15 protein-coding genes, 1 CRISPR repeat array and 1 other annotated feature are annotated in these 20155 nt (G+C 27.7%); of the genes, 4 read left to right on the top strand and 11 right to left on the bottom strand.

From position 1 onward, the window contains the following. Nucleotides 1–34: 34 nt before the first annotated feature. Together EK368_RS14260 and EK368_RS14255 are read right to left on the bottom strand one after the other, a co-directional pair. Entirely contained in the window at nucleotides 35–1195 is a 1161-nt protein-coding gene (locus EK368_RS14260) for a DEAD/DEAH box helicase (protein WP_129600818.1), read from the bottom strand. A 62-nt stretch (nucleotides 1196–1257) separates the two neighbouring features. Beyond that, entirely contained in the window at nucleotides 1258–2022 is a 765-nt protein-coding gene (locus tag EK368_RS14255; protein ID WP_129600816.1) for an exodeoxyribonuclease III, read from the bottom strand. Nucleotides 2023–2195: 173 nt separating this feature from the next. On the opposite strand from EK368_RS14255, the gene EK368_RS14250 reads away from it, so the two are divergent. From EK368_RS14250 to EK368_RS14240, 3 genes are all read left to right on the top strand, one after another. After that, nucleotides 2196–2639: a cell wall hydrolase gene (locus EK368_RS14250; RefSeq protein ID WP_129600814.1), complete on the top strand. Its 444-nt coding sequence runs from the start codon at nucleotides 2196–2198 to the stop codon at nucleotides 2637–2639. 40 nt (nucleotides 2640–2679) lie between these two features. After that, nucleotides 2680–3063: a hypothetical protein gene (locus EK368_RS15385; RefSeq protein ID WP_129600812.1), complete on the top strand. Its 384-nt coding sequence runs from the start codon at nucleotides 2680–2682 to the stop codon at nucleotides 3061–3063. A 104-nt stretch (nucleotides 3064–3167) separates the two neighbouring features. Further along, nucleotides 3168–3803 carry a DUF4397 domain-containing protein gene (locus EK368_RS14240; RefSeq protein ID WP_129600810.1) on the top strand — a complete coding sequence of 212 codons (636 nt, stop codon included), beginning with the start codon at nucleotides 3168–3170 and terminating at the stop codon, nucleotides 3801–3803. Nucleotides 3804–3821: 18 nt separating this feature from the next. Here EK368_RS14240 and EK368_RS14235 read toward each other — a convergent pair whose 3' ends face one another. Both EK368_RS14235 and ileS read right to left on the bottom strand, forming a co-directional pair. Then, entirely contained in the window at nucleotides 3822–5546 is a 1725-nt protein-coding gene (locus EK368_RS14235) for a sensor domain-containing protein (protein ID WP_129600809.1), read from the bottom strand. Nucleotides 5547–5661: 115 nt separating this feature from the next. Continuing rightward, entirely contained in the window at nucleotides 5662–8769 is a 3108-nt protein-coding gene (gene ileS / locus EK368_RS14230) for an isoleucine--tRNA ligase (RefSeq protein ID WP_129600807.1), read from the bottom strand. Nucleotides 8770–8821: 52 nt separating this feature from the next. Next, nucleotides 8822–9037, bottom strand: a binding site (T-box leader). A gap of 125 nt (nucleotides 9038–9162) precedes the next feature. Between ileS and EK368_RS14225 the strand changes: the two genes are divergently transcribed. Continuing rightward, entirely contained in the window at nucleotides 9163–9552 is a 390-nt protein-coding gene (locus EK368_RS14225; RefSeq protein ID WP_129600805.1) for a hypothetical protein, read from the top strand. A gap of 90 nt (nucleotides 9553–9642) precedes the next feature. Further along, nucleotides 9643–9998: a CRISPR direct-repeat array (repeat unit 29 nt; unit sequence TTTCAATACATCTCATGTTTAGGTTAAAT). 293 nt (nucleotides 9999–10291) lie between these two features. On the opposite strand, the gene EK368_RS14220 is transcribed toward EK368_RS14225, so the two are convergent. The 7 genes from EK368_RS14220 to EK368_RS14190 are packed head-to-tail and all read right to left on the bottom strand — an operon-like array spanning nucleotide 10292 to nucleotide 19679. Continuing rightward, nucleotides 10292–11245, bottom strand: coding sequence for a DUF6602 domain-containing protein (locus EK368_RS14220; RefSeq protein WP_129600804.1), 954 nt, complete (start codon nucleotides 11243–11245; stop codon nucleotides 10292–10294). A 37-nt stretch (nucleotides 11246–11282) separates the two neighbouring features. Next, nucleotides 11283–13607 carry an RAMP superfamily CRISPR-associated protein gene (locus EK368_RS14215; protein ID WP_129600802.1) on the bottom strand — a complete coding sequence of 775 codons (2325 nt, stop codon included), beginning with the start codon at nucleotides 13605–13607 and terminating at the stop codon, nucleotides 11283–11285. A gap of 1 nt (nucleotide 13608) precedes the next feature. After that, nucleotides 13609–14043, bottom strand: a complete 435-nt coding sequence (locus tag EK368_RS14210; protein ID WP_129600801.1) for a hypothetical protein — start codon at nucleotides 14041–14043, stop codon at nucleotides 13609–13611. Then, on the bottom strand, nucleotides 14040–15404 hold the full coding sequence (locus EK368_RS14205; protein ID WP_129600799.1) for an RAMP superfamily CRISPR-associated protein: 1365 nt from the start codon (nucleotides 15402–15404) through the stop codon (nucleotides 14040–14042). The genes EK368_RS14210 and EK368_RS14205 overlap by 4 nt, the downstream gene beginning before the upstream one ends. Nucleotides 15405–15407: 3 nt before the next feature. Beyond that, entirely contained in the window at nucleotides 15408–17219 is a 1812-nt protein-coding gene (locus EK368_RS14200; RefSeq protein WP_129600798.1) for an RAMP superfamily CRISPR-associated protein, read from the bottom strand. Nucleotides 17220–17271: 52 nt separating this feature from the next. Further along, a complete protein-coding gene (locus tag EK368_RS14195) occupies nucleotides 17272–17985 on the bottom strand; it encodes an RAMP superfamily CRISPR-associated protein (RefSeq protein WP_129600796.1) in 714 nt (237 codons plus the stop codon). Then, the gene (locus EK368_RS14190; protein ID WP_129600795.1) at nucleotides 17982–19679 is read right to left on the bottom strand and encodes a Cas10/Cmr2 second palm domain-containing protein; all 1698 of its coding nucleotides are present in this window, start codon (nucleotides 19677–19679) and stop codon (nucleotides 17982–17984) included. The genes EK368_RS14195 and EK368_RS14190 overlap by 4 nt, the downstream gene beginning before the upstream one ends. Nucleotides 19680–20155 lie beyond the last annotated feature (476 nt).

The following is a 20155-nucleotide window of genomic DNA, read 5'->3' as shown; positions in this document are numbered from 1 at the left end:
TCTCCTTTCTCTTTATATGCATATTATTCTTTACTTATCTATTATTCTTTCTTTGAATAAAATCTTTTATTAAAACTATTTTTCCATTCATTACATCTATATGATCTACTTTTATATTAAGTTTTTTCATCATCTTATATAAAATAAATTTTTCTCTATCTCTAACAATATTTATAACCGTTCCTTCTTGTCCTATTCTTCCTGTACGTCCTGCACGATGAAGATAATCTGTTTCATTAAAAGGAAGGTCCATATTAAATACGTGACTTACCTTTTGAAAATCCATCCCTCTTGTAAAAAGATCTGTTGTAACTAATATTTTGATTTTTCCTTTATTAAATTGTGTAAGTGTATTTTGTCTATCTTGATTCTTTGTTCTCGTCTGAATGCCTCCTACTAAAAATCCCAAACTTTTTAATTCCTTTACAAAACGATCTACATTTTCATTTTTATTAATAAACACTAAACTTTTTGAAGGCTTTATTGACTTTAAAATTTCTTCTAAAGCATCTGTTTTTTTAGAAGCTTTTGTAACCATATATTGATGATAAATTGTCGATGGGATAGGTTTGTCTTGATCTAAATAAGCAATAATAGGATTCTTCATTTTATTTGTTAATAAATCTTTTGCTTCCTTAGAAATCGTCGCAGAAAAACTTAATATTTGTCTGTCTTTTAAAGTATTATTCATAATAAATTGAACTTTATCTAAAAGCCCTGCTTTTAATATTTCATCTACTTCATCCAATGCAATAATCTTTACTTCATGCAGTTTTATTTTTTTTATACTCATAAGATGCACAAATCTTCCTGGTGTTGCAATAATCATATGCGGCTTATTTTTCATTTGATCTAGCTGTTTTTCTATCTTCATTCCTTCTACAATGGCTTCTATACGAATAGAAGTTCCTTCTATAATTTTTTGTGCTTCATTTTTAATTTGAATACTTAATTCTTTTGTTGGTGCTAATACTAAAGTTTGTATATCTTTTGAAGAAGTATCTATCTTTTGAATCATAGGTAGTAGATATGCTAATGTTTTTCCTGTTCCTGTTTTTGCCTTTCCTATTAAATCTTTTCCTTCTAAAGTATCTATAAGAGTTGTCTCTTGAATCGGGGTGGGACTTACTAGATTATTTTTTTGCAAATTATTTACTATAAAATCTTTTAATGTATAACTTGAAAATGTTTTCATATTAACGCTCCTTATATATTATATTTAGATTCATTATTTACTTATCTAAGCATATTTATTTTTTATAGTTCTAGATAAAGAGTTACTGGACAATGATCTGATCCTTCTACTTCATTTAGAATTTGTGCATCTTTTACTTTATTTAATAAATTATCAGATACAAAATGATAATCTATTCTCCACCCAGCATTATTCTTTCGTGCATTAAATCTATAACTCCACCAAGAATATTTTAATTCGTCTGGATGGATATATCTAAAAGTATCTATGTATCCATAAGATATAAATTTATCAATCCAAGCTCTTTCAATAGGCAAAAATCCTGATCGATCTTCATTAGCTTTTGGATTTTTTAAATCTATTTCTTTGTGTGCAGTATTATAATCTCCACAAATCACGAGCTTCTTTCCTTGTGTTTTTAGTTTCTCACAATACTCTAAAATAAAATCATAAAATTCTAATTTATAAGAAAGTCTTTCGTCATCCTTTTGCCCATTTGGAAAATAAATATTTAGTAATGTAAAATATTCATATTGTAAAATAAGAATTCGTCCTTCTTCATCAAATTTATCAATTCCTATCTTATCTTGTACAATTTCAGGCTTTTCTTTTGTATATACAGCTACACCACTATAACCTTTTCTTTGGGCACTATGAAAATAAGAATAATATCCATTTATATGAATCAGTTCATCCTCTAATTGCTCAACATTTGCTTTTGTTTCCTGTATACATAAAATATCAGGATCTTCATTTTGTAACCACTCTACAAATCCTTTCTTTTGAATAGCTCGTATTCCATTTACATTCCATGAATAAATCTTCATTTCTTTCACTCCTAAATCTATTTTTATACACCTCTTCTAAAAATATATGATTTCCTTATCTTTTTCAATGGTTTTATGAATAATTCAGTAGCATTTTTTTTTATAGTGCATAAATTGATAGTATCATCATGAAAATTCCAAGTCAATCTTCCTATAAAAGAGGTGAATCAAGTATGTCTTATTCAGACAGAGAGCTTTTAGCCCGAATTATCAGATGCGAAGCTGGAGGAGAAGGGGAAAACGGAATGAAAGCTGTGGCTACCGTTGTTATGAATCGAGTTCGTGTCCCTTATGGAGAATATCATAGAATTGGTCAAGGAGATATTAGAAAGGTGATCACTCAACCTGGTCAATTTGACTGCATGCGTTCTGTTTTAGCAGGAAAACCAAATCCTCAAACCATTTGGTCAAATCCACCAGAGCAAATTCATTATGACATAGCAGATTGGGCAATAGCAGGAAATAGATTATTTACGATAGGGTATTCTTTATGGTATTTTAATCCATTTATACCTACCTGTCCAAATATATTTCCTCGAAATGGAAGTGGTAGCTTTCAAGTTCGAGTACTACAACATTGCTTTTATAACCCTACAGAGCTTTATGCACAAACTTAATTTTATATATTAAAACTACTTAATTTAAGGAGGCTTTTTTATGTTTAATGATTTTTATTCTAATTATTATCCTATGATGCCACAAATGCCAACGGAACCTAACGTTCCCATGCAACCTGATCGACCTATGACTCCACCTACACAACCACCTATAGGTATACCAACTTCTCCACTACCTCCAGATTTCATCATAGAACCAGGCCCACCTGTTCAAGATGATATCAATTATACACAAGGGTACTTAAGAACTCAAATTGGTCAATATGTAAAAGTAGAATTTTTAATTGGTACGAATATGTTTATAGACCGAGAAGGAACTTTAATAGATGTTGGCATTAGCTATATTATTCTTCAAGAACCTCAAACAGATGATCATGTTTTATGTGATATTTATTCTATTAAATTCGTAAGAATATTTAAATAAGTATAAATAGACTACTTTACTTTTTCTAAGTAGTCTATCCTTTTGTCACACAATGGTTATTTTTTTCATATTTATATGGTAAATAGAAAAAGAGGTGATCAATAATGATGTATTATCCTTATATGCCGTACTATCAAAGCACTCCTATTCCTAGCTATGTAAGAGTATTTCATGCATCTCCTGATGCTCCTGGTGTAGATGTATATGCCAATGGAGCACTAATTGCAAAAAATCTTAAATATAAAGAGTTTACAAATTATTTATCTATCATTCCTGGAAGATATACCATTTTAGTTTTCCCTACTGGAAAAAAAGATACACCTGTGATTAATACTGTAATAGATGTAATGCCTAATCAAAATTATACAATTGCTGCTACAGGAACCTTAAGAGATCTTCAACCTCTTGTAATACCTGATACAGCATCTCCTATGCTCCCTGGGAAAACACAAATTAAATTTGTTCATTTATCTCCTAATGCTCCTAAAGTAGATCTTACATTAGGAGATGGAACTATTCTATTTAGAAACGTAGACTTTAGAGACATTACTAACAATCTCTCCATATCTCCTGGTAATCATACTCTACAACTTAGATTAGCAGGTACCAACAAAATAGTTCTTACAGCTCCTAATCAAAATCTACGACCAAATAGATACTATACTGTATATGCCGTAGGTCTTGGTAACAAAAAAGCTCCTCTTCAAATCATAACTGCATTAGATAAAAGTTCTTATTAAAATAGTAGCTTAATGCTACTATTTTTTTAGAAAGTCGTTATAAAAAAAATTAGGATTTTCATATAATTCTTCAAAAGATGTTGGTGATATAGGACGACTAAAAAAATATCCTTGTATTTGTTCACATTCATATTCTATTAAAAGATCAAGTTCATCTTGTGTTTCTACTCCTTCTGCAATACAAGATAATCCAAGACTTTTAGCAATGTTTATAATGGCTAAGACGATTGCCCTATTCCTATCATCACTACATATATTTCTAATAAACGACTGATCTATCTTCATCTTATCTATAGGAAATTTAGTAAAATAAGACAACGAAGAATATCCTGTTCCAAAATCATCAATAGCAACTTTTATATTCATTTTCTTCATTTCTTTCAAAAGCTCTATTGTAAAATCTGGATTAATCATAGCACCACTTTCTGTAATTTCTATTTCTAAATTTTCTGCCTTCATACCCGTTTTTTCTAATATACTTTTTATTTTCTCTATAATATTCTTTTGTTGAAATTGCAAAGGAGAAAGATTTACTGATATTTGTATTCCTTTTAATCCTTTTTCTTCCCAAAGTCTACCTTGTCTACAAGCTTCATAAATTACCCATTCTCCTAATGGAACAATAAAACCTGTTTCCTCTGCTAAAGAAATAAACTCTCCTGGAGGAATCATTCCCTTTTGAGGATGGTTCCATCGAATCAAAGCTTCTACTCCTATTATTCTTCCTGTAGTAGCTTCTACTTGAGGTTGATAATACAGAACAAACTCTTTTCGTTCTAATGCTTTATGCATATCATTTTCTATCGTTAACTTTTCTAAAGCCTTTTGATTCATCTTTGCTGTATAGAGTTGATATCCATTTTTGCCTTTTGCTTTTGCTCTATACATAGCCGTCTCTGCATTTTTTATTAAATGATCTGCATCTTTTCCATCTGATGGATAAATACTAATTCCCATACTCGCTGTAATATAAGTTGTATATCCATCTAGTAAAAAAGGTTCATCAAATATCTTTAAAATTTTTTGTGCCTTTTTCATAATCTGTTTAGTATTTTCTTCCTCTTCAAGTATAATGATAAACTCATCTCCACCTAATCTTCCTACTGTATCTTCTTCATTCATACATTCTTTTAATCTTTTTCCTATTTTTTGAATCAATACATCTCCTATATAATGTCCTAATGTTTCATTAATTCTTTTAAACCTATCCACATCTAAAAAAAATACAGCTAATATCTTTTTCTTTTTACAAACATGAGTAATCCCACGATCTATTCTATCTTTTAAGAGATATCTATTAGGAAGATCTGTAAGTGCATCATAATTTGCTTGATACTTAATATATTCTTCTTGAAGCATGGACTCTGTCAAATCATGAAATACAGAAATATAATAAATAATTTTCCCTTCATCATCTAAAACAGATGATATAGTCAACCACTCTAAATATGTTTCTCCATTTTTTCTTCTATTCCAGATTTCATTCTGCCAAAAACCTTTTTGAAGAATACTTTTCCACATATTTTTATAAAATAATGAATCATGCCTTTGAGATTTTAATATACGTGGGTTTTTTTCTAATACTTCCTCTTTTTCATATCCTGTAATCGTTGTAAATGCAGGATTAACCCACTTGATATTTCCTTTAATATCTGTAATGACAATCCCTTCTTTTGTACTATCTAATATTTTTTGAGCAATTTTAATTTTTTTACTCATTTTTTCTACATTGATTTCACACATAATATCCCCCAATATCACTTCCTTATTTCCAAATATTTTACCATAATGAAAATCGTTCTACAATCTAATGACTCAAACTATATAATAAAAAATCAGCCTTAAGGCTGATTTTTTATTATATTCTTTCTAATTTCATTCCTGTATCATGACCATTTAAGTTTTGTTTTTCAAAAGTTTCATCTGACACTTTCTCAATTTTTTCTGCTAATGTCTCACTCATAATATAGTCTGTGTGCAATTTTATAGCATCAGAAATTTCTTCATCTCCATCAAAGAAGATATTAATTTTGTCCATCATCTGATAGCCATTATTTTTTCTCATTTGTTGTACCTTTGAAATAAACTCTCTTGCATATCCTTCATCTATTAATTCTTTAGTAAGTGTTGTATCTAGTATTACAAATAGATTGTTCATCATTTCAACTGTAAAGCCTGTCTTTGCAGCTATAGTAATTAATACATGCTCTTTTGTAATTTCTAATGTTTCTCCATCTACTATAGCCTCTATAGTCTCTCCCCCTTCAAGCTTTGGTACAACTACTGAAGCATCCATTTGGCCTAATGCCTTTCCTAAAAGCTTTATTTTTGCTCCAAAAATTGGTCCTGCTACTTTGAAGTTTGGTTTTAAACTATAATTCATATATTGATTTAATTCTTTTTCAAATACTACATCTTTTACATTTAATTCTTCTTGTATTAAAGGCACCAAATCGCCAATTAAATTTTCATATTTACCATCAATCATAATCTTTTGTATTGGTTGACGTACCTTTATTTTTTCTTTCTCTCTTGCTGCACGTCCTAAGCCTACTAAATCTCTTACTAAATCCATTCTTTTTTCCACTTTTTCATCAATTAGCTCTTCACTAACTTCAGGATAATATGCAAGATGTACAGAAACTTCTCTTGTTAAATTTTTATACATTTCTTCTGATAAAAATGGTGCAAACGGTGCAATCATTTTTGAAATTCCTACTAAAATTTCATAAGTCGTATTGTATACCGCCTTTTTATCTTCTGAAAGCTCAGTATCCCAAAAACGTCTACGAGAACGTCTAATATACCAATTTGATAAATCTTCACTTACAAATTCTTGAATTTTTCTTACTGCTTTTGTTAAATCAAACTCACCTAATTCAGCTTTCACACCTTTAATTACATTATTATACTTAGATAAAATCCATCTATCTAGTTCAGGACGTTTTTCATAAGGTACAAAGAATTCTTTTGGATTAATTTCATCTGTATTTGCATAAAGAGTAAAGAAGTTATATACATTTTTAATGGTTCCGAAAAATTTACTTTGCACTTCTTTTAGTCCATCTTCATCAAATCTTGTTGGTGTCCAAGCAGGAGATACATAAAGTAGGTACCATCTTAATACATCTGCTCCATATTGATCGAATAATTTAAATGGATCTACTGTATTTCCTTTAGATTTGGACATCTTTCTTCCTTCTTTGTCAAGGATTAAGTTGTTTACCAATACATTTTTGTATGGAGCTTTTCCTTTGACAAAAGTAGAAATAGCAAGCAGTGAATAGAACCATCCACGAGTTTGGTCAATTCCTTCGCAAATATAATCTGCTGGGAATAATTCTTCATCAAAGATTTCTTTGTTTTCAAACGGATAATGTTGTTGTGCATAAGGCATAGCACCACTGTCAAACCAACAGTCAATTACTTCTGATACTCTAGTCATAGTACCTTCACATTTTTCACATTTTAAATGAACATCATCTACATATGGTCTGTGTAGTTCTATAGACTCATCAATATTTTCTATTGCTTTTTCTACTAGTTCTTTTCTTGATCCAACAGATGTAGTGTGTCCACATTCACATCTCCAAATATTAAGAGGTGTTCCCCAATATCTATTTCTAGACAATGCCCAGTCATTTAAGTTATCTAGCCAGTTTCCAAATCTTTTTTCCCCCACATAATCAGGATACCAATTCACTGTATTATTATTTTCAATTAATTGATCCTTTAACTTTGTCATCTCTATATACCAGCTTGGTTTTGCATAATATAAAAGAGGTGTAGAACATCTCCAACAATGAGGATAGTTATGAGCTACTTTTTCTTTTTTAAATAATTTACCTTCAGCATGAAGCCATTTGATAATATCTACATCCACCTCAGGGTCCATTACGAATTTTCCTTCCCAAGGAGTCGTTGTATATTTACCACTTTCATCAACAGGTTGGATTACTGGAAGGTTGTATTTTCTTCCTACTTGATAATCATCTTCCCCAAAGGCTGGTGCAATATGAACAATACCTGTTCCATCATCTGTAGTAACATAATCTGCTACAGTTACAAAAAATGCTTTTTTATCTGGCTCTACAAAAGGCATTAATTGCTCATACTCTATATGCTCTAAATCTTTTCCTTTTAATTTTTCAAGTACTTCATAGTCTTCTCCTAATACTTTGTTTGCAAGCTGACTAACTACATAATAAATATTTCCTTGTGATCTTACTTTTAAATAAGTCTCTTCTGGATGAACAGCTAATGCTACATTTGAAGCTAGTGTCCATGGAGTAGTTGTCCATACTAAGAAATATTCATCTTGATCTTTTCTTTTAAATGCAACAATAACAGTATTAGACTTTATTTCCTTATATCCTTGTGCTACTTCATGAGAAGCAAGTCCTGTTCCACATCTAGGACAATATGGTAATATTTTATGTCCTTCATAAATATAATCTTCTTTAAAAAATTTATTTAAAATCCACCATACAGATTCAATATAATTATTATCAAGAGTAATATATGGATTGTCTAAATCAATCATATATCCCATTCTTCTTGTCATTTCTCTCCATTGTCTTTCATAAGAAAATACAGATTCTCTACATTTTTCGTTAAATTTATCTATTCCATAGTTTTCAATTTCTTGTTTGTTAGACAAATTCAATTGCTTTTCTACTTCAATTTCTACAGGAAGTCCATGAGTATCCCATCCTGCTTTTCTTTTTACTTGATGACCTGTCATTGTTTTATATCTACATACTGAATCCTTTAACGTTCTTGCAATGACATGGTGAATCCCAGGTTTTCCATTTGCAGTAGGAGGTCCTTCATAAAATATAAAAGGCTTACCTTCTTTTCTTGTCTCTACACATTTATGAAGAATATCTTGTGTGTCCCAATCATTAGAAATATTATTTTGAACATCTGCAATAGATAAATCAGATAAAGCTTTAAATTTCTCCATGTATCGTCATCCTCTCTTTTATCTTTTTATACAAAAAGTCCCTAAGCATATGCTTAGGGACGAATAATCCGTGGTACCACCCTAGTTATAAGACAAAAGTCTCATCACTTGATACATCATAACGCATGTCTGCGAAAAATCTTACTATTGTTTTCAGATTTTTAACTCCGAGATGATTTTCATAAAAAATACCATAATAATCTCTCACCAAATGATTAATTCTCTGTAGATGGATCTTTTTTACTACTCTTCTCTTCACTGTTTTTATATTCTTCTATTTTTATATTCTATTTTAACTATAATATGACAATGTTGTCAAGGTAATATTTTTTATTTCTTGGAACCTTTTTAAAATTTGGACATAGTATGTATTGCAAAGGAGGTGACTTATCCATGAGAAGAAATTATAATAACAATATTCCTCAAATGATGAATCAATTTGTTTTAACAGATGAACAAATGAAAGAATTTGATAATTTCATGGAAAAATACGGTAATCTTCCAGATCGAGCTATTTTTAGAGAAATAGATATGGTAAAAAATCAAGTATCTGATGACTTATTAAGTCAACATATAAAAAATTTAGAGCTTGTAGAAAAAATGCAAGGCTTTGTAGAAAAAGAACACCTAGGAAGAATCGAAACAGTAAGAAGAATCTTAAATTCTCCAAAACCTCCTCAAATGAAAAAAGAAGTAACAGGACAATATTTTTATGGAGGTAGTAGCCTTTTATTATGGTTTTTAACATTAGCTGCAATTTGGCGTAGACCTTACTTCTATTAAAAATTTTTCATATTTTATAATCCCTCTCTCCTCATTATAATAGATAAAAATATAAAGACCCTATTTTAGGGTCTTTATATTTTGCAGTCATTTCAATACATCTCATGTTTAGGTTAAATTTTGGCAAAAGCTATCAATCAAAATACTAGAATAAAGTTTCAATACATCTCATGTTTAGGTTAAATAACTGAGCATTATAGAGAGAGCATTTTAAGAGCATGTTTCAATACATCTCATGTTTAGGTTAAATTGTAATTATTCCAGCACAACAAGTCATACCAATTTAGTTTCAATACATCTCATGTTTAGGTTAAATTTTATTGTGTAATTTTCATAATATCTTAGTTGTAGTTTCAATACATCTCATGTTTAGGTTAAATTTAACAAGTGGAATGATATTGGGTATCATTATTTGAGTTTCAATACATCTCATGTTTAGGTTAAATGCTAGTAAAATAGCTGTTTCTTTAAATCAGTATACACTATAAGTAGCCATTTTTCAATACTTCACAAAAAATTTACCAGCTAATTTTCATTATATAATTTTTATCTTTAAAAATATATACAATCTATTGCAAACACTAATATTTATATCAAAAATAATACATAGTTGTCTGGTAAAATTTATACTTTAAAAGATTTTACTTGAACAATTTTTAAATTTACACCTATATAAAACAGCAACAGGTGCATATGTGTACCTATTGCTGTTTTGATTTATATTATACAGTTAGTATGTCTATTCCTTTGATTCTTCTTTTAAAAAATTTGCATATGCAAAATGAGGAAATAGCATAGGATTATTAATAAGCATAAGTAGTTGATTCAGTTGAAAATTTAAAGATAATAATGGATTGTTTTCAATTTTAAGGGATTCTAAAGTATTCTTTAATATTACTTTATCTTTTTCATTGTTATCGTCAACATCAATATAATTATTATATTGGTTTTCTCTTAGCTTATTATATTCATTCTTTTTTGCATTTTCTAATACCAACCCTTCATCTTCATCACTAGAAGTATTATTATTCAATCTTGATCCCCACCAACCTAAACTTTTATCTTTATTAGGGATATTGACCTTTAAACTAACGTTATCTTTTTCTTTGCTTTCATAAATCAAAATATCAAAATGTTTATTTATATTTTCAATTGTTTGATTCTCAGCATTTTTACGAATACTAGCTAATATTTTAATTGGTCTAGTTCTTTGTTGTGATTTATTAGTTAATCCAATTATATATCCATTAACCATTCTTGATATACCTATCGGCACAGCCTCTAACTCATCAATTGACTCACTCCAATTTTCCAATCCTCCTTGTGTCCAACTAGTGCTTTTACACTCTATAACTATCGAAACTGCTTCAATAGGAATAAATTTCAAGCTACCATAGTTGAATAAATAAGGTGTGTACTGATTATCAAATACTACTATATCTACTTCATTAGAAACATTTCCTTTAGAATCAATAATCATAACCCCTGTTTCTAATGTAAATTTTTGTGGAATTATTTTTCTAAAAAAACCTATCCAATATTCTTCTCTACAATGTCCTGTTATTCCTGGATGTTTTGAAGCCATTTCCAGCTCTCCACAAATAACCCTTTCCATATTTTTATAATTATCCTTAATCTTAGATTTCACTATTTCTTTTAGCTTTTCTTTTTCATCTTTCACAGTTTCACTCATCGATATTTTATCTCCTTATTTTTTTAGAATTTGGTTTTTATTTTCTTCCATATTTCTTTAGTAATCTTTCTAGATTCAACTTTTCTTCACATTTTTTAGGTTTTTCAATTTTAATTTTCCATGTTTTTTTATATCCTGCAGGATTTCCTAACTGGTTTTGCAAGTTATCCCAATTAATTTTAGGTTCTTCCTTTATTTCTTTACTACAAACATAAGCTTCCAAAACTTTATCTTCAATGATACTTTTTTTATAATATAAATCTATACATTCTTGAATATTTTCTTTTGTATATTCTTTTTTTCCTAACCAAAACTCTATATTTGAAGGTTTTACATTAGAATCTAAATCATAATCTATTATTACTTTTTCTATATTTACTTTTACACGTCCATAACCATAAGGCTTAGCTCCACCAATACTGTCAAATAATTGTTCACAATCTTTTAAGCCTACTTTATCTTTAATAAGATTAGCATCCAAACTACTTAACAATAAACCTAATTCAACTTTATTGATATTTTTAAAATAAATACTTCCAGTTATTTTTTTTATATTGTCTTTCTTCATAATCAATTTATCACATTGATAACTCTCTTTATTATTATCTTGTTTTGGTTTTATAGGTTCATCTAGAAGTTTGTAATATTTATAACCATTTAATTTAACATTTTCATCGTCATATGTAACTATTTCATCTTTTTTCTTTTGATCAATATACATTGCACAAGCAGTAGGAGATGGTGTCATTAAAGTAAAATTACTTATTAATTCTGGATCACTTTCGGCTTCAATATCCATATGTGAAAATCTTAATCTCGATTTATAATTAGACATAGATTTGACTTTTTCATCATCCAACTCATATTTAAAATCATGATTTGCATAACCAAATAATGCTCTAGCATAATCAATATACTCATCTTTTTTATTTTCTGTATTGTTTATTAAATTTTCTATTTGATTATTATAACTAACTCTCATATGAGGAGTTCTTCCTATATCTGTTACTTTATTTTCTCCATCAGTTCTATAAAAAACAATAATACCTTCTTTATATTTTTTTTGTAATTCTTTATGATTTTCTTCATCAAATATATCATAAAATGCTTTGATTTCCTTTTGATAATCATCTATATTTGTTTGGTTCTTTTTTTGATTGCCTCGTTTTGGAGATACTCTGAAATTTTTCATTATGTCTTTATAAACTACTATAATAGATTCATCTATTTTCAATAAACTCTTAGTTTTTTCATTTTCCATAAATTCAAAAGAATTATCTACCTCTCCAATAATATAATGTGATCTTTTCGAACTAGCATTTGTTGAATTATATAGATAACCTTTTAAAAGTCCATTTTTTTCATTAGACCCTACTTCAGTTTTTATTACCTTTAATCCATTATTTTCATTTAATTGATAATATATATTTTTTTGATATGGATGAAACTCACGATTCATTTTCATTTTTGGATATCTTAAATATAAGGTAGCTTTTAAAGCCATTCTCTCTTCATACAGCTTAAACAATTCTTGGAGATCTAATTTTTGAGTAGGTATTTCTTTTAATTTTCTACTTAATTCTTTCTTTATATTATTTGCTTCTTTCTCTATGTCAAATTCTTTTTTATTTTTATTAAATTTTTTCCCAAAATTAAAATCTTTTTTAAAAATTCCATCCATTTCTTTTATTATTTCTTCAAATATTTCTTTATCCTTATTACTTTTATTACCTTTTTTAAACTCTTTTTTTATTTTAATAATTTTTTCTGTATATTTATTTATTTTTCCTCTTAATTCTTTAAACTCTTTTTTACTATCATCATCCCATAAAAAAATTGATTTGAAATTTTTTTGTGATATGTGTCCTATAATTTCATCTTCTTTAATTGTTTTAAACCATCTATTTCCAATTTCAATTGCAGGCTGAATATAATAATCTCCATTAATTTTTTTCAAAAATCCTGTATGAATGATTTTTTCAATATTTCCTTCTTTATTAACCTTATCTTTATATTTTGAATCAGAAAGATTTCTATATGTCATATTTCGTCCTTCAATCATACAAGGATAACTCATGCTTAATATCTCCAAATTGCTCCTTACTTTTCCCTTCATTGAACTTCCACTAATTTGATAATGCTTACACCTTCTATCTTTATAATCCATTGCTTTTCTAAACTCCAATGAAATATCTGTTTGTGGATCTAGACTATAGTCAATTCTCCCACTTAGACCTTCTATTTTATTATGTTTTGGTAATGTATTTTCTTTATAAACATAATACCAATTTTGTTTTTCAGGGAATGGAATAAAATCATACGGCAATGATACTTCTTTCAATTTTTTGTTTTTTTCTGCCATTTTATTTTAATCCTCCCTTGATGTTTTCATCATATATCAAATCTAGTAAAACTGTTTTATCTACATATGGCAAATGTGAGTCTTGATCTAATTTAATATACTCTCTTATACTCAACATATTGTATTGTGTCTCTCTTTGAAATTGTTTTTCTAGTATATAATTTCTGTCAATTGTTTTTATTCTTTTATTCTCAGCATCTTGTTCATGCTCTAATACTTTATACGGTTTTAGTCCTCCATTTATCCTTCTATAAAAAATCTCTTTTTTTTCATTAAATATATGTAGTTCTAGTAACCATTCTTCTTTAAGTTGGTTTCTTATTTCTTCCCCTTCTGATACATTTTTATCAATCTTGCCTACAATCACTTTGTCTAATCTATGGGCTATGAAATTAAATGTTTCCATGTTATAATCATTTTTTATTCTTGTAATCATTTTTCACACCACCTAACAAATTTTTCAAAGTAATCTTCTAAGTCCTTTTTTATATCTAAATCTTCATGATCTCCCATAGATACTTTTATTTCATTCGCAGTAAATGTTCCTAATCCAATAGAAGTTCTTCCCCCTAATGGAACCTCCCCTTTCTTGATTCGATCAAGCGTATAAAGAATAGGAAATATATAATTTGTATAATCAACGATTTCTTCTTTCCCCAAATCATTTTTAACCACATATTCTTTTTGCATAGATACTTGTATTTTTGCCATCCCTCTATTTTCTCTTTGTTTTAATAAAGCTTGATTAAATGTTCCGCCTGTCAATCTATCAATCTTTACATAACTAGGATCCTCTTCAATTTTTGAAAACTCTTTATCAATATGTAATACTTGTGATATGTTTTTATTATCTTTATCAGATATACTTACATCTGTACAATAAATTTTTCCAACAGAATTGTTACCTCCAAATATTTCTTCTATTTTGTTTTGAATGTAAGCTTCATTCATTGATTCTCTAATCGTTCTAATCATTTTTTCCACTTCACTTCTTAATATTCCTTTTATACTCGATGCTGGTATAGAGTTATTTTTTATTCCTGTTATTCCATTATCTAGTTTATAGTTTTGATATACCCCATAATCAAATTTTCCGTTCATTTCAAATTTGATTTTATGAAACTTATCTTTTAGTGCATATGTATCCATTTTTTTATCTTTATTCAACATTTCTACTTTTACATATTCACTTTTAATAGTTCTATTGGCGATATAATCTTCAATAGCTTCTATAGTAGACAAGTCATATGTTTGCTTTTCTAAACCTTCTAATTTCATACGTCCAAAGTCATTATTTTTATGCCCTCCTAGACGAATATTTTTATTTTTAAAACCTTGTGCAATAGTATATATAATTTTATTAAAAATTTTTTCATCCTCAACATCATTTATATACTTTTCTATATTAAACTTCACTTTTGTTCCTAAGGGTAAATATTCCAAACTATATTTATTGTTTTTTTCAGCCGAACCATATTCACTAGAAATTTTAGTTCCTTCCTTAACTTCATATTTATATTTGGTTGGTATTTTAGCATCACTAATATAAACACTACTTTTTATGAATTCTCTTTTTTCTTTCTCTTCTGATTCTCCACCCATAAAATCATGTATGTTTTTAATTTCTGCAGTTGTTTTTTCTAAAAAACTTCTTATTATACCTCCAATAGTTGTTCCCAATATTATAGGTTCATTTTTTGCATTTTTAACTATACACTTTTGATCTTCCCCATCACCAATTCGGAGGGCTGTTTCACTAATAAGATGAAAAGTATATATCAATATTTTATTATTCACTTTTTATTCCCTCCCATCATTCAATCTATTGGTCATATAAAAATATTCATATAATAATTCATTTAAAAACAAACTTTTTGCTAATCGATTATTTTCTAGGTATTTAAAATAGAAATGTATCCCTTTAATACTATTTAGATGATTTTCTATGTATTTATCAATTTCTATGTATTCACCCACTTTTTCCTCTTCAGATTCAACAGTAAGTTCTTTTTGAATATACTCTAAGCAATTTTTAAAATTTTTTCCTTTAAAACTAAATATTTCATTATTTTCTATGTAACTTCTAATATCTATATATTTTTTTGTTTCTTCAGTACTTTCTATTTTAAAATTCTCTTTTATCAACGCCTCTTTTGTTTCATTGAAAATTTCCATAATCTTATTTTCTGTTTCCTTTAAAATCTCCATCATCTTTCTTCTTCTACTTTGAGTTAATTTACTTTTATCTTCTATAAACAAGTTCTTGTTTTGGTTCTCTTCTTCAGTTGAAGATTCTTTGTTATCAATACTATATTTAATTATGCCTTGAAGCCATTTTTTTCTATCATCAACTAAACCGTCTAATATAATTTTAATTGAAGGATATTTTTCTATCATCTTTTTAGCCTCTGATAAACCAATCTGATTTAATTTTTTTGAACTTAAATTTAATTTTTCTATTTCATTAAATACAAATTCATTAGGATATTTCAGGTTTACAGCTAACCATCCATATCCTTCTTGAGTTTTATCTCCATGTAATATACTTTCAAATTGAATAATTTTATTTTTAAATTTTTCTTTTTCCTCAGCGTCAATATTATATACCCATACAGAACCAGCCTTAATAGTTGCTTCCTTTGGATTTCTCGCTCTCCATTTAGAATTGTAACCTTCTGTTTGTCCTATATCTAAATACACATCTTCGAGTTTTGCATTTGAAAAATATCTTTCCATCTCTTCTTTAGGAATTTTCGATATTGGTTGTCCATATTCATCTCTAAAAAGACAATCTGACAAAGCCAAAACAACTAACCGAGAATCATCAAGTTCTCTTTGATTATTTTTAAAAATAAATTGTGAAGGGCTTGTAACATCTATCTTTTGTATTTTAAACTTACAATGCCCATACCCTGTTGTTTTAGATCCTCCCAAATAAATATTTTCACTGTATCCAAAGCAAGCTTCTATTTTTTGGTCTAAACACGAACTATTTTCTTCAATTTTTATAAAACCTCTAAACTTTTGTCCTTTGTCAATAGATTCATACCTAAACAAGTTATCTTTTTCTTCTGTATTATTGTTTCTGTTTTTTCTTGTATCGTGGTGTAATTTATAAGTTTTCTTTATATTGATTCCTTTTAGTGACTCTCCTATCATTACAAAATTATAACTTATATTATTTTTAGCAGGTTGTTTTGTTGTACTATCTTCTTTATCATATTCTAAATTATCATTTTTGGGTTCGATAAGATTATCAATTTGACAACTAATCTTATTTTCTATATCTTTAAATTTCTTATATTGTTCAAATTTATTTTTTTGACTTCTCCATATATGTTTATCTACTCTTAAATTTTTGGGGGTAGGAACATATATTTGCTGTTTCTTATCTACTGGATACAAATTATAAAACTTAATTTTAGTCAAGATCTCTATTTGTTCAGTTTCTGTCAAATTAGGATACTTATTGAAAATTCTACTAACAATTGCTCCTCTTAATGTAGATCCTGGTATATGCTCAAGTGTAGCCTCTGTTTGATTTGCTTTACTTCCTGATGCCCCTATTTTTAGTGGCTCTAGATTTTCAACATCTATAATATAAAAAGCCATATTTAAATTCTCCTCCCACTATTTCACCAGATGCTTAATTGAAGGTAATCACCTAATTTTCTAAAACTGCTTCTATTTCACCTCTTCCTCTATGTGTATTCGCCCCGATTCTATTAAATGTTTTTACAATTTTTTCGAGTACTTCCCAACATTCTTCATTGGTAGGCTCTACTTTCTTCAAATCATTTTTTACATCTGACTTATTATTCAGTAAATTCAATTCAGAATAAAGTACTAATCCTTCTTTTACGGTATGATATGTCACTAATCCTCCTTGTTCTGCAACTCCATCTTTCAATCTTATACTAGTTCTTATTTGTGTTTGAGCTTGTATCAAATCATTTTGTGTTAATCTATAGTAACTGCTTTGTTTATCTTCTTTAAATAAATTTATAAAATACTCTCTAACGGGCTTTTCCAACTCCAAATTGCTAATCTTCAAAGAACCTTCTACATATTTGTAAAGTTTACTTTCTTCTTCTAAATTTCTATATTTCAATTCAGCTTCTGTAATTCCAAATAATTTCACTATACATTTAAGCCAATGTTTGGATTTTTCAATTCTCTTATCTTTTTTTTCAGCATATTTATACAATTCATACAACCAAAAAGCATGATCTTTTAATTGTCCTTTTAGTGTTTTGCTATGAAAATAAACAAATCCAAATTCATCAGTAAGTGCTTTTATATGAACCATATTACTTTCAGCTTCTCCACTATTAAATATCGCTTCAGATTTTAAAATAATCTTTAGTTTCTTATTCATTCTGCCCCTCCCATTTTTACAGGTTCCATAAAATCTAAAACATCTATTATATCATTCAATATATAAATACTCTCATTTTTTTTCTCATCTTCTTGACATTGTTTATTAAATATACAATATCTTTTTTCAACAGATGAATTTTCTTGATTCAACTCTTGATTTATCATTGTTTCTAAGTTTTTTATACCTGTTGTTTTTTGCATATCAAAAACTAATTCATATTGTTTCTCCCCAGAATACATGGCATTTTTTATATTTTGTAACTCTGATGAACTTATTTCTTCTTTTTTCTTCATTTCTTGAATTTTTTCTACAATATTTTTAAATCCTTCATATAAAAATGTCCCTTCGTTATAAAACTTATTTCCTTTATATCTTTGTGTAGTTATCCAAAGTGGTTTAATATGATACGTTTTAAGTTTTGATCCTTCTGATATATATTCAAGATAATCAATTTCTTCTTTATTAGAGCCTTTTACTATTTCCCAATCAATCATAGATACATTAGCTACTCTAAGACCATCTGTCTTATTGTCTTGATCGGTTTCTATTGTCTTTATTTGATGCATACTTGTTTTTCCAGAACTTTGTCTTGATTCTGCTATTTTTATACTTTCGAAGAATGGATATCCTGGTTTGACTATACAAATACCTGCAGCTGCCGTTAAATTTTTTATATTTTTATTCTCCATCAATTTTTTTAATATGCTTTCTTTATCCAATTTAGATGTATCTGATCGAATATGTAATTGATTGATAATTTCTGCTGCTAATTCAATTGCTATAGTTCCTTGTGTTATTAAGCAAATATCATCTCCTGCTAACACAATTGGAGTTATTATAATCCCATTTCTTTTTTTAGCAACAGTCAATATTGCATTTTTTACAGATTCATAATAAACCTTACTTATTTCTTTACTCATTTGTTTTAAATAATAATAATATGACTTTTCTTTATCCATAGTTTTTATTGCATTTACTAATTCTCCCATTTTATTGCCATCAATAGCTATTACTCCCATGTAATTTTTATTAACTGTATTATCTTCTTTAAATGGTTTATTGTTTTTTTTATAACTTTCAAGTTCATATGTAAATTCTATATTTTTTTCATTTAAATCATTTTTTAATTTTGATTGCAAAAAATTTTTAGCTTCTTTAACACATTTTTTCTCACTTGAATTTTGTTTTGGATAACCTAATTCATCTATTTGCTCAACACCATAAGTCAACCTTTTTATTTGTCCCCTTCTAGCATCTTTAAGCTTATCTGCTCTTTTATGTAATTCTTCATGAATTTTTTCTTCATCCATATCAAATTCGCTACCCTTTACATAGCTTATATAAAGTTCTAGTTGTGGAAATTTTTCATAAATCTTCAAAGAATAATTTTCAATAAATTGTATAGCAGTTTTTTCGTCTTCAAATTTGATAATACTATTTCCTCCACCAGAATACATGGTCTCTATTATTTTTCCTTCTTTTTTAAGTTCATCTAGTTCATATTTCAAAGATATTATTTCTTTTTTAAATTTTATATATAAATCCTTTATGTTTTCTTCCTCTAAAGTTTCTGTTATAGCTTTTATAATTACTGAATTATAAACATTATCTTTTAACTTATTATTTTTATATATAAATGATTGTTTTTTAGACACATCTATAAATATATATGTTGAATCATCCTTACACATTTACAATCCACTTCCTTTCATTTATACATTACAATTTTTGTTAATATTAGATAATTTTATTATATTATACTTTGTTATCAAATTAAAACTTAATTTTACATTTTCCTTCGTATTATGCAATATCTATTTTTATATTTTAATAAACAAAAAAATCACATTCATATCATCTACTATAAGTTAATATTTTTTCAATACAAAATATACTTATATTAAATGATTGTCTGTGATTAACAAATATTTCAATATATTTTATTTAAACATTTATTTTGATTTAAGAATCAATGAAAAATCGTTATACCTATCCCTTTGATTCCGTGAATGCTGCGGAATTTCTGAAAGAGATTTTGATGGTTTCAATACTTCTCATGTTTAGGTTAAATAGCTTAAAAACTATGATCCAAAAGATTTTTATCAGTTTCAATACATCTCATGTTTAGGTTAAATTGTAACAGTAGAAGAATTGAAAGAAATAGAAT

Source organism: Anaerophilus nitritigenes (assembly GCF_004138215.1).
GTDB lineage: Bacteria > Bacillota > Clostridia > Peptostreptococcales > Thermotaleaceae > Anaerophilus > Anaerophilus nitritogenes.
Note: the sequence above shows the minus strand (reverse complement) of the source record. Positions and strands in the feature narration are given on the sequence as shown.

Coding starts and splice junctions, on each gene's coding strand:
- EK368_RS14250 (WP_129600814.1), top strand. CDS start 2,196: ATGTCTTATTCAGACAGAGAGCTTTTAGCCCGAATTATCAGATGCGAA.
- EK368_RS14195 (WP_129600796.1), bottom strand. CDS start 17,985: ATGAATAAGAAACTAAAGATTATTTTAAAATCTGAAGCGATATTTAAT.
- EK368_RS14240 (WP_129600810.1), top strand. CDS start 3,168: ATGATGTATTATCCTTATATGCCGTACTATCAAAGCACTCCTATTCCT.
- EK368_RS14225 (WP_129600805.1), top strand. CDS start 9,163: ATGAGAAGAAATTATAATAACAATATTCCTCAAATGATGAATCAATTT.
- EK368_RS14190 (WP_129600795.1), bottom strand. CDS start 19,679: ATGTGTAAGGATGATTCAACATATATATTTATAGATGTGTCTAAAAAA.
- EK368_RS14260 (WP_129600818.1), bottom strand. CDS start 1,195: ATGAAAACATTTTCAAGTTATACATTAAAAGATTTTATAGTAAATAAT.
- EK368_RS14215 (WP_129600802.1), bottom strand. CDS start 13,607: ATGGCAGAAAAAAACAAAAAATTGAAAGAAGTATCATTGCCGTATGAT.
- ileS (WP_129600807.1), bottom strand. CDS start 8,769: ATGGAGAAATTTAAAGCTTTATCTGATTTATCTATTGCAGATGTTCAA.
- EK368_RS14255 (WP_129600816.1), bottom strand. CDS start 2,022: ATGAAGATTTATTCATGGAATGTAAATGGAATACGAGCTATTCAAAAG.
- EK368_RS15385 (WP_129600812.1), top strand. CDS start 2,680: ATGTTTAATGATTTTTATTCTAATTATTATCCTATGATGCCACAAATG.
- EK368_RS14210 (WP_129600801.1), bottom strand. CDS start 14,043: ATGATTACAAGAATAAAAAATGATTATAACATGGAAACATTTAATTTC.
- EK368_RS14235 (WP_129600809.1), bottom strand. CDS start 5,546: ATGTGTGAAATCAATGTAGAAAAAATGAGTAAAAAAATTAAAATTGCT.
- EK368_RS14200 (WP_129600798.1), bottom strand. CDS start 17,219: ATGGCTTTTTATATTATAGATGTTGAAAATCTAGAGCCACTAAAAATA.
- EK368_RS14220 (WP_129600804.1), bottom strand. CDS start 11,245: ATGAGTGAAACTGTGAAAGATGAAAAAGAAAAGCTAAAAGAAATAGTG.